A 15,030-nucleotide genomic window follows, 5' to 3' on the forward strand; every position below is an offset into this window, starting at 1 on the left:
AATAGGGATTTTGATGAATTGCAATCGCGATCGCCTCCTGCTCTTTGGGTGTTAAAGCCTTTCAATCCCTAATAGGGATTTTGATGAATTGCAATCAGAGCAATACTTTTGTCCGCTAGACATAAACTTGCCTTTCAATCCCTAATAGGGATTTTGATGAATTGCAATTTAAGTCAGAGTTTAATGGGCTTATTAAAATAGGGATCTTTCAATCCCTAATAGGGATTTTGATGAATTGCAATAGTTACCTGGATTCGCCTGTGAGCGTGGTTGAATCTTTCAATCCCTAATAGGGATTTTGATGAATTGCAATCTCTATCTTCTAAGCTGGCAGGAGTGGGATAATCCTTTCAATCCCTAATAGGGATTTTGATGAATTGCAATTTTAATGTGTCTCTCAAATAGATTTACGCCGGAGACACTTTCAATCCCTAATAGGGATTTTGATGAATTGCAATCGGAAGAAATGGAGTAGACGCAGTGCCTTATAATCTTTCAATCCCTAATAGGGATTTTGATGAATTGCAATATTTTCGCTATGTCCGACTGGGTAAGTTTGCGGTTCTTTCAATCCCTAATAGGGATTTTGATGAATTGCAATACTTCCACATTGATATTCTCAATTTATCTATCCTTTCTTTCAATCCCTAATAGGGATTTTGATGAATTGCAATTTTATAGGATTGGGCGTTATTATGCAAGTTATGTCCTTTCAATCCCTAATAGGGATTTTGATGAATTGCAATGCAAGCCGCAATCTCACCTTAGCAAGTCGCGTTATCTTTCAATCCCTAATAGGGATTTTGATGAATTGCAATCGTTATTCCCGTGAGTTTCTTAATGCTATGAAACCTTTCAATCCCTAATAGGGATTTTGATGAATTGCAATTTCATTGTCAAGTAAAGTTGATTCAGTACCAACTTCTTTCAATCCCTAATAGGGATTTTGATGAATTGCAATAGCGCGAGCCTGAAACCCAAGCTATATTTAGTTTTCAAGGTGCGGTTGCGCGATTCAAGAGCAATCATAGCATTAGAGAATTCGTTTGGAAAGAGTATCGGGAAAGGTTGAAGGCTGAAACCTACTTATTGTAAGGATTTTAGAGCTTGCGCGAGTGAAAATTGGGCGTTAGTGCGGTGAAATGCTTGCTGGGGTTGAGATAGAAGCACTTTTTTTCGGCTGTGGAATTTGTACACCTACCCTACCGCGCATTTGACCATACAGAAACCTAACTATAAGGGAACTTAGCACAGAAAATTGTTTAGTCCTATAGCTTTTCTTTGCCAATACGTCCGACTTTTCCCTGACAACAGCCACAGAGAAAGAACCCTTGGACAGCAAACGAAGCTAATATGACGGTATACTGATTCATAAATAGTAGTATTTGTTATCGTATTACTGTACGTATAACAAAGAATATAAGTTTTCGCCAATTCAAGGTAGAGATGATGAAAGAAATAACACGCCGCAAATTTATCGCAACAGCCACCGTGGCGACGGGTTTTGCCCTGGCAGTGCAACCCATTTCTGCTCAAGTCATCAGCACCGATGCTAAGGGGTTGATAGCTGGTGCGGTGAAAATTCCCGTCAAAGATGGCGAAATTCCTGCCTATAGAGCAGTACCTGCGACTGGTAAAAATTTCCCAATTGTTCTGGTAATTCAGGAAATATTTGGTGTACATGAGCATATTCAGGATGTCACTCGTCGCTTTGCCCAGTTGGGGTATTTAGCGATCGCACCCGAATTATTTATCCGTCAAGGCGATGTCACTAAGTTAAGCAACATAGACGAAATTCGCCCAATTGTCGCCAAAGTGCCAGATGCCCAAGTGTTATCCGATCTTGATGCGACGGTAAACTGGGCTGTGAAATCAGCTAAAGGTAATGCCGATAAATTGGGGATTACAGGCTTTTGCTGGGGCGGCCGCATTACCTGGTTATACGCAGCACACAATCCCAAGGTGAAGGCTGGTGTGGCGTGGTATGGCCGACTTGTGGGCGATGCTACCGAACTTCAGCCCAAGTATCCCGTCGATATTGCATCAAAACTGACAGTCCCCATTCTCGGACTCTATGGTGGGAAGGATACAGGTATTCCCGTTGATACAGTAGAGCAGATGCGCGATCGCTTAAAGTCTAGCAGCAGTAAATCTGAAATCATCGTCTACCCCGATGCACCCCACGCTTTTTTTGCCGATTATCGCCCCTCTTACCGCGAGAAAGATGCTAAGGACGGTTGGAAACGGCTTTTGGCATGGTTTAAGGAAAATGGCGTGTAAAAAACAGGAAAAGGGGCAGGGGGCAGGGAGCAGGGGGGAATCCCCATACATGAATGTAGTTGCTCTCTAACCCTTGTGGCAGGCTAATTCCAGTATCTTTCTCCCTGCCCCCTTCCCCCTGCTCCCCTGCCTCTTTGGTAAGTCTGCAAAACAAAAAAAAGCCTCCCGCGATGGGAGGCTTAAAATTAGCGGAGAAAACTTATCAATTTATTGGGTAGCTACAGCAATCACTCCTCCTAATGCAGAGAAAACTGCGGAGACGGTTGCTGTGGCAAACAGCCACCAAGCTGCTGAAGCTGCGGCTTTGCGGGTTTCCTCCGCTTGCCGTTGTGCTTGATGCTTCACCTGTTCTAGGCGGCGTTGGGCTTCATGCTGTATGCGTTCTGCACGTTGCAATACTGTATTGCGGGCCCGTTCAATTTGGTCAATGATCCGGTTGGCATCTTCCTCAGAGATGTCCTCACGAGAACTCATTATTGCTACCAGGGTATCACGGTCAAAAGCAGACAGGCGATCGCGCAGAGCATCAAACCCTGCTTGGGGATCGTCAAAAAATGTGCGAACATCGCGCTTGATATTATCGTAGTTAAGTTCCGGGCGATCCAACGAGTTTAGATAGTTACGAATGCGGGCAAAAACCCCATCAATTGCATCTTGAATGCCTCGTTGGATATTCCGCACTTGTTCTACAAATTGCTCCCTTACGGACACAATATTATCGGCAATCCGCGTCGCTTCTTCATCGGAAATATCTTCCCGAATTTTCAGCAGGGCGATGATGGTAGAACGGTCAAAATGGGAAAGGCGATCGCTAAAAGTTTCTACCCCAGCTCGCGGATCGTGCAACAATAATTGCAAGTCGCGTTTAATACCTTCAGGATTAAGTTCTTCCTTGCCTGTTTGACGCAAATACTCTTCTACATAAGCTTTGAATGTTTCCGCTCTTTGCTGTGTGCGGGTAGCTAAACGACGAGGCGCACGTACAAAGTTGCGAATCGAAGTTTGCATGGAATCAATGATTTCATTGACTTGTCCTTCACTCAAGTCTTTACGTTGACTGAGTAACTTCACCAGTGTATCTCGGTCTACCTGCGACAACCGACGGCGCAGTGCTACGGCTCCCTCTTTGGGATTTTCAAACAATCTGGTCAAATCTCGCCCAATACCTTCTGGGTTCAATTCTTGTTTACCAGTATTCCGCAGATAATCTGCGATCGTGGTAGTAACAGAGTCGTATTGCTCTTTAGCTTTATCCACTACAGCTTGGGGTGTGTGGCGAATACTATGCCACGACTCCTCAGCAGCATTGATGGTTTGATTAACTTGATCTTCACTCAAATCTTGCCGTTGACTCAACAATTGTACCAAGGTATCGCGGTCAAAGCGAGACAAACGCGCCCGAATTGAGCTAATTCCAGCTTGGGGATCTTCTAGTAGCTTTTTAAACTCCGCGCGGATGGCATCAGGATTCAGTTCCGATTTTCCTGTATTACGCAGATATGATTCTACATTCAGCCACAGGGTTTCTGCTTGATATTGCGCCTGTTCTGCTAGCCCTTTGGATTCTACCAGGACGCGATCGCGTTGTTTTTCCAACTCATCGAGAATGCTGTCTACTTCATATAGTTGCACATCATTACGTTGCAGCAATACCGCCCGTATTTCCTGACGATCAAGGTGGGCTAGTCGCAATGTCAGGGCTTCATAATCTGCATCTGGGTCTTGCAACAGTGGTTTGAAAGTTTGCTCAATACCTTCTGCTGTCAAATCGGCTTTCGGAGTAACCAGCAGATAACTTTCCACTGCCCGTTGCAAATCTTGGACTATCTCTCTTTCTTCAATACCTGTAACTATCACTAGTACATCTTTGCGGACAATATCTAACTGATCTGCAATGCGCTGAATTTGGGCTTGGGTAAGGAGTCCGCGTTGTTGCAAGATATTGACGAAATCGTTACGGGATAGTCGTTCTAGTTCCCTGCGGACTATTCCAGGGTCAGCTGCTGGGTCGTAGAGGACATCACGAAATTCTTGGGCAATTTTTTCTTGGCTCAGTTGCCAAGCATAAGTGTTGTGCAGATAGTTTTCAATATCAGCCCGAATTGGGCTATAGGGTTGTGATGGTGTTGGCAACCCTAGCTTATCTGCTTGTTGGGTGACTTTATCTTTGGCGGTGGTGAGACTACGCAAGATTTTTTCCACATCCAAATCAGGCAAATCTGCTCGTCCCATCACAGTGGCGGTTAAAGCGGATAGTGCTTGCTGGATTGTACTTTGCATTGGGCCAGGGGCTGGCTTTTGGTTTTGGTCAGCCTCTTTGGAACCACCCTGTTCTGCTAATAACCGATCCAGTTTGGCGTTGAGTTCATCTGTTTTGTTTTGTCCTGCTGGAAGTGATTTCAGATAATCCATCAACTCACCCAGACGGTCTTCGGTGGGTGATTGCTGACTCACGACTTGCTGCCAAACTTTATACAACGTATCAGCAATCCGGCTAACATCTTTTTTGGAAAGGTCGGTGCGGCTGCTGACTAACTCGATAAACTTCTGGCGGTCGATGTTGCGAATATCTGAAGTCCCTGCGATCGCTTTTAATTGCGGATCGTTGAGTAAATTTTCAAAGTCACTCCGAATTTTTGACAAATCTAGCTCTGGAGGACGGATCTTTTCTAAGTAATCCTCTATATTCTCGCGGATACTTCCAGGGTCGATAGCGCTTCCTAGTTCCCGGCGGACGGCGGCGGCGGCGGCCTCAGCTGTCGCTACAACTTGGTTATTGACAGCCTTTGCGCCCAGTGCGGCGGTGGCTGTGCCCATAATTGCCTGAAAACCGGAAGTTGCCGTATTGACAACTGAACCAATTAAGGAACCTACGGTGGTGGAACTTACCCAGACGAGGAGCAAAAAGTAAGCACCCCAAATTACCAAACCGAGAATCGCTCCCAATCCTGGGCTAAAGATTTCCTGGCTCAATTTAACCGCGAGAAAACAAGCAATTAATAAGGCGACGCTCACAGTGACTAATGTCCACAACCCCACTGCGGTGCCAATTTTGCGAATGTTACCGCCCATACTTCCGGCTTCCCCAGTATCTGAAGTATCTGAATCCGAGTCAGATGAGTGCCCCAGATAGGAAATACCGGCTGCAAGGGATAAATTAGTTAGAACTAATTGGAAAGCAAAGGCTAGGATCACGCCGGAGATTAAGGCCACAAAAAAGTGCGGCCCGGAAATGAGAGCCGATGCCTGTGCTGGCGTGACGTTTGAGGTATCTAATGATGGTGATCGAGTCTGTGCTACCCACAATAGTGGTTTGTAGAGTCCCATCATGATTTCCGTACTTTGGAACATTGTATTTCCTTCTTCAAAGGTTTAAATTTGGGGAATTAAGATTTTCTTGAGAAGCAACTCTTAGTATTTATGTATGTTTGTACCTATGGCAATACCTAACTCATTAGCTCAGAATCGTGGAATTTGGCTATTTAAAGCATCTCTCTAAAGATTGAAAAATGTATCCAGCGAAAGATATAACTTTTATTCTCCTTCGGTGAGAATCTTAATCAAATTACCATCTGCTCTTAATTATGTATAGCTAATTTTTACTTTTGAATTGCTTATTTGTAGCGATTGATTCTTTTTGAATTATAGTTTTTTTATAGCGTCTTTACATTCTGTTACATATTTGCTTTTAGTCACCCCCTCAAGGTGGATTTGTCTAAAAAAATACGTTTCTGATAATCGTCCAGAAGAAGTGTCTGCGGTTTGTACCCAGAGACAGAAATAAGTCTAGTTATAAACAGCTACATTAAAGTTAACAAATGAATCGTTGAGGATAAAAAAATAATGGCAACTCGTTATTCCAGAAATTTGCCACTATTTCCAACAGAATGGAATGGCAAATATCGCAATTAAATTCTGTTTGACTAGATTCCTCAAGCCGAAATTCGGAACGGTCATTTTGCAATAATTGGCTTTTTTGCCTATTTATTTTGGTATTTAGCAGGCTATAGCGTTGTTCGTGACGTTTTACGCTTAGTTAGTTACTAGAACATTTAACACCTGAAACATTACTAGATATCGGAGAAAAAAATGGCAACTCAAGAGACTCGTCCTTCTACAGATTTACCACCTGTTGCAACAGAATACAACGGTGTAGATCGAAATGCATTTCTGTTTGGCTGGACACCTCAAGCCGAAATTTGGAATGGTCGCTTTGCAGCAATTGGCTTTCTAGCTTATCTATTGTGGGATTTAGCAGGCTATAGCGTTGTTCGTGACGTTTTACGCATAGTTGGCTACTAGAACATTTAACACCTGAAACATTACTAGATATCGGAGAAAAAAAATGGCAACTCAAGGAACTCGTCCTTCTACAGATTTACCACCTGTTGCAACAGAATACAACGGTGTAGATCGAAATGCATTTCTGTTTGGCTGGACACCTCAAGCCGAAATTTGGAATGGTCGCTTTGCAGCAATTGGTTTTCTAGCTTATTTATTGTGGGATTTAGCAGGCTATAGCGTTGTTCGTGACGTTTTACGCATAGTTGGCTACTAGAACATTTAACACCTGAAACATTACTAGATATCGGAGAAAAAAATGGCAACTCAAGGAACTCGTCCCTCTACTGATTTACCACCTGTTGCAGCAGAATACAACGGTGTAGATCGAAATGCATTTCTGTTTGGCTGGACACCTCAAGCCGAAATTTGGAATGGTCGCTTTGCAGCAATTGGTTTTCTAGCTTATCTATTGTGGGATTTAGCAGGCTATAGCGTTCTTCGTGACGTTCTACACATAGTTGGCTACTAGAACATTTAACACCTGAAACATTACTAGATATCGGAGAAAAAAATGGCAACTCAAGGAACTCGTCCCTCTACTGATTTACCACCTGTTGCAGCCGAATACAACGGTGTAGATCGAAATGCATTTCTGTTTGGCTGGACACCTCAAGCCGAAATTTGGAATGGTCGCTTTGCAGCAATTGGTTTTCTAGCTTATCTATTGTGGGATTTAGCAGGCTATAGCGTTCTTCGTGATGTATTGCACTTAGTTAGCTACTAGTACCGCAAAGCGGAAGTCAAAAGTCAAAAGTCAAAAAGCTTTAATTTTAGCCTTTCTGGCTATTTTAAATGGTAGGTTTATTTCCGCCGACCTGTACTAGAACATTAGACATTTGAAAAATTACTAAATATTGGAGAAAAAAATGGCAACTAAAGAGACTCGTCCTTCTACTGATTTACCACCTGTTGCAGCAGAATACAACGGCGTAGATCGCAATGCATTTTTGTTTGGCTTGACTCCCCAAACCGAAATTTGGAATGGTCGCTTGGCAGCAATTGGCTTTCTTGCCTATTTACTTTGGGATTTAGCTGGCTATAGCGTTGTTCGTGACGTACTACACATCGTTAGTTAGTAACGATAAGTGAGGAGTTAGTAGTGATGAGTTTTAAATCAACTATTAATTTATAACTCAAAGCTGATAATTATTAACTCCTCACTGAAACTGAATTTAGAACTATAAAAAGTTTATTTTCCAAGCATGAATTGTCTATTCATGCTTTTCTTTATTTAGAGGAAAAACCGAGCAAATATATATAAAGCTGAAGCTGCAAGTTGCCATAACATAGTGTAAAAAATTTTAAACGATATCCGGTGTCCATGTTGATCGTAGCGAAAAAAGTCACCTAGTTATAGGTGACTTTTTTATAATTACAATTAGATAAAAATTACTGAAATTCTTAACAGTGATTATTCATCAATACAACTAGGAATACCCAAAACAGCGCAGGGGAAATTAGAACCTAGTGCCTCAATCATCGGATGATTGACAGAATTGCAACCGAGAAACAGAATATCAGCACCTTCTGATTCAACAACTTTGTTCAGTTCTGTAGAAATGCAGCCAAACCGTAAATGAGATTTGAAACAACCTTGCCATTCTTCAGCCAGACTTCGAGCTTGCCAGAGAATTATATCTGCTTTTTGCAGGGGAGTTACCACTGCCTGCAATTGGGGTTGAGTTAATACCTGTGTGGTAGACTGTGATATTTCATTGATTTGGCACTCAAATTGAGGCTGTTGTGTTGGTAAGCTCAAGACATTTGAATACTGGCTTTTTGAATTGTTTTCTAGCACATAAACGGCTTGAACTGTGACTTCTGCATTAGTAGCTAAACGCGTTTGATGGGCAATCCAAAAGGCAATATCTAGCGCCGTATGACTGTTAGGAGATGCGTCATAAGCAACAATTAAATTAACTGCTTTTGCTTGTTGAGGTTTTTTAGAAAAAGGTTTTTTTGGTTCTGGCAATAGTACCATTTGTTCAATTAAGTCATCTCGGCCTGTGGCACTTTGCAGACGTGCTAACATTGGCTTAATTTGCACAGCTTTACTTCTCCCAATGAAATGAATTTACAATGAGAAGCAGGGCGATCAATTTGAGATTTTGGATTTTGGATTTTAGATTGAGTGACGATAACCAAAATTTAAAATCTTAAATCAATCAAGGAAACCCCAATAATAACTGTATTACAGCCAAACTGTTGGGGGTTCCTTCCATTGCCTACGGAGTTAGCTGACGGGCTAAGACTGGAAGGTGTCTCTCGTAAGATTAGCCCCAAACATTGGTTCCTCCGTTCCAAATTCAGCTTTCATGAATTTGAATTAGGCTACCCACTAAAAAAAATGATAATCTAATTTACTCGTCTTGGGCAAAATATCGATCAAGGAAATTCAGAGCGTGATTGCGGAGATCAAAATATTCTTTTGAGTTTCGCATGGCCGCGCGATCGCGTGGATGCTCAAAAGGAACTTCTAATATCTCTCCTATACTAGCAGCTGGGCCATTGGTCATCAAGACGATGCGATCGGACATATAAATTGCTTCATCAACATCGTGGGTAATCATCATTACTGCCTGACGATTATTTTCCCAAATATCCAATACCTGGCGCTGTAATTTGCCACGAGTTAGTGCATCTAGCGCCCCAAAAGGTTCATCCATCAGCAACATTTTAGGACGAATTGCTAAAGCTCTGGCAATACCTACTCGTTGTTTCATCCCTCCAGAGATTTCATCAGGATATTTGTCAGCCGCCGCCGTCAAGTTTACCATTGCCAAGTGTTGATTTACAATGCTAATTTTCTCAGCCCGATTAGCATTTTTTAGCACTTCATCCACAGCTAAACGGATATTTTCTCGCACAGTTAACCAAGGTAACAGCGAATAATTCTGAAATACCATCATCCGTTCGGCTCCTGGCTTATGAATTTCTTTTCCATCTAGCCGTACTGAGCCGGAAGTGGCTTTTTCTAAACCAGCTACTATCTTTAGTAGAGTTGATTTTCCACAACCAGAGTGACCAATTACAGAAATATATTCATCTTCACCAATGGTCAGATTAACCCCATCTAAAACGACAAAGTTATCTTTATCAGGTGTCGGATAAGACTTGACTAAATTTTCAATTTCTAAAAACCCAGTTCGGGACATAACTTCGGTCTGGGTATTAATAGGTAATGAGGTATATTCCATCATCGAAATGCTCCAGAAATAATTTAGTCAATCAATTTTGAATTTTAGATTTGCAATTTTAGATTGTTCCTGATCAAAAGAATGCAGGGCTGCTGAGGCAGAGCATAAACCAAGGAACCAAAATCCAAAATCTAAAATCCAAAATTGGCAGGGATTTAAGACATGAAAAAGTTAGTGGGAGCGTTAGCCCTGATGGCAAAACTATTCAGATAACCCACAGGATCGCTGGGGTCGAAGCCTTTCTTATCTATAAATACTTCTGGTGGCTCGACCTTGTAATCATCCTTGGGGCACTGAATGCCCATTTCAGATGCTATCTCCCGATATAAATCTGTTCTCCAACCAAGTTCGGCTAGTTTATCAGCATTTTTGGGGAATTGCTTAATTTGTCCCCACCGTGCGGCTTGTGTCATCAACCAGATACTTCTTGATCTCCATAAGAATGTTGAGTGTTCTCCTGGCTGTTTGGGAAGGTTGTCAGGAATATCGAAGAAAATCGTGGTGTCGGCGGCTTTGATGGTGCGGTCTTTGCCGTCAAAGCCGCCATAGTTGTAATTGCCGAGAATTCCCGGACTTGTAAACTTCGCAATTGGGGCATTTTTCTTTTTAGGTCTAGCACCTGTAAAGGAACGGTCTGTTATCAGTTCGGCTACTTCTTGGCGGTTTTCTGCTTTGCTGCAATACTGACAGGCTTCAATCATCGCCTTGACTAGGGAACGATAGGTTTTGGGATATTGGTCAATGAAAGATTGCATCACTCCCAAAAGCCGATCTGGGTGTCCCAACCAGACTTCTTTACCTTGTGCGAAAGTAAAGCCGATGTTTTCATTACCTGTTATTGCCCGTGTATTCCAGGGTTCTGCAACCATGTAAGCTTGCATTGCACCAATCCGCACGTTTGTTACCATTTGGGGCGGCGGAACGATGATGACGCGAAACTCTTTAAGGGGATCAACACCTGCGGCGGCGGATAAGTAACGGATAAAGTATTCGTAAATGGAGGAACTTAATACTACCGCCCAAACTCTGTTTTCTGGCGGTTGCTTGTCAAAATAGCCTCGAAAATCGCGCCCAAAGGCTTCTAAAGCACCATCGCCATATTTTTCTTGATACTCGTACCACGGACGTAGCCCAAAATCCCACATGGCTTTGTTCATTGTCATGGCGTTACCGTGGCGGTGTATGGTCATGGCTGCACACAAGGGGGCGTGGCGTGCGCCTTCAGCACCAATTCTCGCATTAGTAACTGCACCAGATACTACAGGTGAAGCATCCAGGCGACCAAAAATTAAACCATCGCGGGAGGTGGCCCAACTGGCTTCGCGGTTGAGTGTAACGTTCAAACCATACTTGCGGAAGAAGCCTTTTTTCCAGGCGATCGCAAATGGCGCACAATCATTAACAGGAACATAACCAACTGTAATATCAGCTTTTTCTAGGTCGCCGCTTTTAACTACTGGTTGCACAGCTAAAGCTTCTTCTGTCAATCCTTTAGCTGATCTATCTCCTGAAATCCCACAGGAAGACAGCGCCATTCCTGCCGTTGTTGCTCCTATTCCCTTGATAATATCTCGCCGAGTCCAGTTAATATCACCCATTTTTGTAGCTCCATTGGTGATTAATTGCTCACGCTTCAGGCGCAGAGTCACGTTACATCTTGCTGTTTTGATAGCAGCCGAATTTTGTTAGTTGGAAGTTTTAGGGCGATGGGTTACTAATTCTTGGATTTTGTCCACGGCGTAATCCAGGATTAACCCAGTTACACCAATTATCAACACAGCTAAAAAGACTGAACTCAGGTTTAAGCGACTCCATTCATCCCAGACGAAAAAGCCGATACCAATACCGCCTGTAAGCATTTCTACGGCGACTATTACCAGCCAAGCTATGCCTAAACTAATTCGTAAACCTGTAAAAATATACGGCAAACTTGCAGGCCAAATGATTTTTGTAATCCGTCGCCAACGGGGCATTTCTAGCACTCGTGCCACATCTAAATAATCTTTGGGAACGCTAGAAACGCCTAAAGCGGTATTAATAATTGTCGGCCATAAGGAAGTAATAAAGATGACAAAAATTGCTGAAGGTTCTGCTAAATTGAAAATTGCTAAGGCGATGGGCAGCCAAGCTAGGGGCGATACAGGTTTAAAAATTTGAATGATCGGATTGAGCGCTAGCATTGCCGGTCTGGACATACCAATTAGAAACCCCAAAGGAATCGCTACTACCGCACCTAACAAAAAGCCTATTAATACCCGGCGCAGACTTGCAATCAACAGCCAACCAATTCCTAAGTTGCCCGGGCCTCGCTGGTAGAAGGGATTTAAGATGTAGTCTAGATTAGCGATTAACGCTTCTGGCGGGGTGGGCATTAATTCATGGTTGGCAAGTGCAATAATCCACCACAGCACAATTATTCCCAAGAACCCCAACACAGGTAGAAAGAAGACGTCTCTAACGACGACAGGTTTTGCCTTTTTCCAAGCAGCTTGTCCAGCGATCGCTACGATCGCTGCTAAATTTAATTGAAATATCATTTATGACCTCAACAGATTTAAGTGCAGGTACAAAAAATCCGAGCAGTACCAGCCTTGGACACCGATGAGATCGGAACATTATAAAAATGCCGTCTCTTCAGTCTCCTCTCAATGCCTACGAAGTTAGCTGACGGGCTAGGGCTGAGAGATGCCCTTCTGAAGAAAGTTATGAGTTATGAGTTATGAGTTATGAGTTAAGTATTATTAACTTCTAAATCCTCACTCTGAACTCGTCACTTTCTATGAGATACGCCCCACAATTTGGTTCCTCCGCTCCAGCGTTATGCACTGTGACACGCTGAATTAGGCTGACTTACTCTAATGGATACTAAATTATGCACAATATAACATCAATGCTCAGTAAAAGCCATTGGTATTATGATAAATGTTGTTAACTTTAATACTATAATTAAGTGTTAGCTTGCAAGTTTTTGTAATAAATAAAACCTGTAAATTTAGTCGTGTTGTGGTGAACTCCTTACACGGACTGCTAAATAATATAGTTGAGCCAAGCATCAAGAATGTTACGTGCTTGATTAATATTTTTAATACAAAATAGATGATACTGAAAAATTTTAGATACAGTTAGTTAATCAGCAAACAAAAGAACATGGGCGATGTACTCCTTTTGGTAGGTGAATAAAATTAGTAAATATGGTACAAACTCCCTGCACTCGCTAAACTAATTGGATATGGAACTTTACTCATCTATCTCCTAGCTGAATTTAACATAATGGATTTTAGTCAAGTACTGGCTGAAAAAACGGATACCATCCTCGACAAATGGATTGCAGCAGTTCGCAAGGATAGACGGATTGAAAGTGCTGATGACCTATCTTACACAGCAGTAAAGGATCATATCCCTGATGTTTTGAGAGCAATGGTGACAGTACTTTCAAAATCTCAGGATAATGATATTCAGTCAATAGTTACTGCCAGTTTTGAGCATGGAGCTATTCGAGCCGAACAAGGCTTTGATCCAGCAGAAATTGCCAGAGAATATCATTTGCTGCGAACAGTAATATTTGATGCTCTACAACCAGATTTAATGGAGGGAACACCTGTACAGATAATTCGTTCCATGCGTTTGATTGACGCTATCATGGACGAAGCGATCGCTCGGTGTTTCAAGAGTTATGTTGAGGAGCGGTTGCGAGAATTACACCAGTTGCAGTTATCACTAACACTTCATAATGATGAACTCACACGCTTGATTAGTGCAAATCAAGAGTATCTTTCGCAACTAGCCCACGAATTGAAACATCCTTTAACTTCCATTATTGGTTACTCGGATCTGTTTTTGCGCCAACAACGGCGCAAGACTGAGATAAAAGACAACTATACCAATCTAGAACATATTGAGCGCGTGTTACGCAACGGTAGACAGTTACTCCATCTGATCAACGATGTATTAGAACTTTCGCGGCATGATGCAGGGCAGATAAAACTCCAACTAGCACCCACCGATGTGCGTGAATTAATTAATAATGTATGTGAAATGTTGGAACCTTTAGCTGGTGGGAAAAATTTAAAAGTCCTAGTAGATTGCGATCGCGCTCCCAAAGAAATAATCACAGATCCTTTTCAATGCCAACAGATTGTTACAAATCTTATTAGTAATGCAATTCGCTATACAGAGTCGGGGACTATTATTATAATGAGTCAGGTGTTGGAGAATCAAAAATGGGCGATCACGGTTTCTGACACTGGAATTGGCATTGCACCAGAGAACCAAGCCCAGATATTTGAAGCTTACTTTCGCGTAAGTTTTAGCGATCGCCCCTATCTCCCTGATAGTACAGGATTGGGATTAGCGATCGTCTCCCGCTTAGTAAAACTACTCGAAGGTGAAATTAAGCTAGTCTCTGAAGTAGGCGTTGGTTCTACTTTCACCGTAATTTTGCCCTTACAAATAGAAAGTTGATTTCGCGCCAAGACGTAAAATTCTTCTTTGCGCCTTTGCGTGAAATCAAAAAACATTATTACAACAATCCTTGTTTTTTCAACTTATCTAGCGCATCCTCAGCAGCAGCTTTTTCAGCATCTTTTTTATTCCGTCCTTTACCTTCGCCGTAAAATTTTTCATTTACCAATACTTTTGCGATGAATTCTGGCGCGTGAGAAGGGCCTCCTATTTGCTCTGTAAAATATTTGGGGGGATTTGGAGTAACGTTGCGTTGCACCCATTCTTGAAAGCGATTTTTTGAGTCTACATTAGAACGAGACACAACTATATGCTTAGGATCTACAGAATCAAATAACGGTTCTATAATTGCGCGAACTGTTTCAATATTGGAATCATTATCTAAATAGTAAGCACCAAGTACAGCTTCAAAGGTGCTACTAAGCAAATTAGGATTTTGGAAGCCTCCGTCTCGAATTGCGCCTTTTCCTAACCGCATCCTAAAGTCCAAACCTACCTCCTCGGCGAACTTTGCTAATTGTTTTTCATCTACCAGGGCCGAACGCCGCCGGGTTAATTCATCTTCTCCCATTTCTGGGTGACACTTGTATAGATATTCGCCACTTAAGAAATTCAGCAAAGCATCACCGAGGAATTCTAGGCGTTCATTATGTTCACCTTCTCCGGGATTTTCATGGACATAAGAACGGTGAGTAAGTGCATGGCGTAGAAGTTTTTCATTATGAAATATTAGAATCTTGTGCATTTT

At 42.3% G+C, this 15,030-nt stretch carries 13 protein-coding genes, 1 CRISPR repeat array and 2 riboswitches (1 of these 16 cut by a window edge); of the genes, 7 read left to right on the forward strand and 6 right to left on the reverse strand.

Features of this window, described 5'->3' with window-relative positions:
* Positions 1 to 961: direct repeats of the CRISPR family, unit length 37 nt; unit sequence CTTTCAATCCCTAATAGGGATTTTGATGAATTGCAAT; it begins 444 nt to the left of the window's first position.
* 488 nt (positions 962 to 1,449) lie between these two features.
* Entirely contained in the window at positions 1,450 to 2,280 is an 831-nt protein-coding gene (locus LC608_RS09485) for a dienelactone hydrolase family protein (RefSeq protein WP_229553559.1), read from the forward strand.
* Positions 2,281 to 2,487: 207 nt separating this feature from the next.
* On the opposite strand, the gene LC608_RS09490 is transcribed toward LC608_RS09485, so the two are convergent.
* Complete coding sequence (locus LC608_RS09490; protein WP_229553303.1) at positions 2,488 to 5,631, reverse strand: MFS transporter; 3,144 nt, start codon at positions 5,629 to 5,631, stop codon at positions 2,488 to 2,490.
* Positions 5,632 to 6,369: 738 nt separating this feature from the next.
* On the opposite strand from LC608_RS09490, the gene LC608_RS09500 reads away from it, so the two are divergent.
* From LC608_RS09500 to LC608_RS09520, 5 genes are all read left to right on the forward strand, one after another.
* Positions 6,370 to 6,582, forward strand: coding sequence for a high light inducible protein (locus tag LC608_RS09500; protein ID WP_229553304.1), 213 nt, complete (start codon positions 6,370 to 6,372; stop codon positions 6,580 to 6,582).
* 43 nt (positions 6,583 to 6,625) lie between these two features.
* On the forward strand, positions 6,626 to 6,838 hold the full coding sequence (locus LC608_RS09505; RefSeq protein WP_229553305.1) for a high light inducible protein: 213 nt from the start codon (positions 6,626 to 6,628) through the stop codon (positions 6,836 to 6,838).
* 42 nt (positions 6,839 to 6,880) lie between these two features.
* Positions 6,881 to 7,093 (forward strand): high light inducible protein, encoded by a 213-nt coding sequence (locus LC608_RS09510; RefSeq protein WP_229553306.1) that lies wholly within the window; start codon positions 6,881 to 6,883, stop codon positions 7,091 to 7,093.
* Between the two features lie 42 nt (positions 7,094 to 7,135).
* Positions 7,136 to 7,348 (forward strand): high light inducible protein, encoded by a 213-nt coding sequence (locus LC608_RS09515; protein WP_229553307.1) that lies wholly within the window; start codon positions 7,136 to 7,138, stop codon positions 7,346 to 7,348.
* Positions 7,349 to 7,490: 142 nt separating this feature from the next.
* Positions 7,491 to 7,700, forward strand: coding sequence for a high light inducible protein (locus LC608_RS09520; RefSeq protein WP_229553308.1), 210 nt, complete (start codon positions 7,491 to 7,493; stop codon positions 7,698 to 7,700).
* Positions 7,701 to 8,035: 335 nt separating this feature from the next.
* On the opposite strand, the gene LC608_RS09525 is transcribed toward LC608_RS09520, so the two are convergent.
* From LC608_RS09525 to ntrB, 4 genes are all read right to left on the reverse strand, one after another.
* Positions 8,036 to 8,656, reverse strand: a complete 621-nt coding sequence (locus tag LC608_RS09525) for a universal stress protein (RefSeq protein WP_229553560.1) — start codon at positions 8,654 to 8,656, stop codon at positions 8,036 to 8,038.
* A gap of 178 nt (positions 8,657 to 8,834) precedes the next feature.
* Positions 8,835 to 8,946: riboswitch (cyclic di-AMP (ydaO/yuaA leader) on the reverse strand.
* Between the two features lie 38 nt (positions 8,947 to 8,984).
* A complete protein-coding gene (locus LC608_RS09530) occupies positions 8,985 to 9,821 on the reverse strand; it encodes an ABC transporter ATP-binding protein (protein WP_229553561.1) in 837 nt (278 codons plus the stop codon).
* 155 nt (positions 9,822 to 9,976) lie between these two features.
* Positions 9,977 to 11,419 carry an ABC transporter substrate-binding protein gene (locus tag LC608_RS09535; protein ID WP_229553562.1) on the reverse strand — a complete coding sequence of 481 codons (1,443 nt, stop codon included), beginning with the start codon at positions 11,417 to 11,419 and terminating at the stop codon, positions 9,977 to 9,979.
* A gap of 87 nt (positions 11,420 to 11,506) precedes the next feature.
* Entirely contained in the window at positions 11,507 to 12,358 is an 852-nt protein-coding gene (gene ntrB, locus LC608_RS09540; RefSeq protein ID WP_229553309.1) for a nitrate ABC transporter permease, read from the reverse strand.
* A 97-nt stretch (positions 12,359 to 12,455) separates the two neighbouring features.
* Positions 12,456 to 12,678, reverse strand: a riboswitch (cyclic di-AMP (ydaO/yuaA leader).
* 413 nt (positions 12,679 to 13,091) lie between these two features.
* Between ntrB and LC608_RS09545 the strand changes: the two genes are divergently transcribed.
* Entirely contained in the window at positions 13,092 to 14,282 is a 1,191-nt protein-coding gene (locus tag LC608_RS09545) for a HAMP domain-containing sensor histidine kinase (RefSeq protein ID WP_229553310.1), read from the forward strand.
* Positions 14,283 to 14,340: 58 nt separating this feature from the next.
* On the opposite strand, the gene rnc is transcribed toward LC608_RS09545, so the two are convergent.
* Positions 14,341 to 15,027 (reverse strand): ribonuclease III, encoded by a 687-nt coding sequence (rnc, locus tag LC608_RS09550; protein WP_229553311.1) that lies wholly within the window; start codon positions 15,025 to 15,027, stop codon positions 14,341 to 14,343.
* Between the last annotated feature and the right edge of the window lie 3 nt (positions 15,028 to 15,030).

This window comes from Nostoc sp. XA010 (assembly GCF_020829625.1).
Taxonomy (GTDB): domain Bacteria; phylum Cyanobacteriota; class Cyanobacteriia; order Cyanobacteriales; family Nostocaceae; genus Nostoc.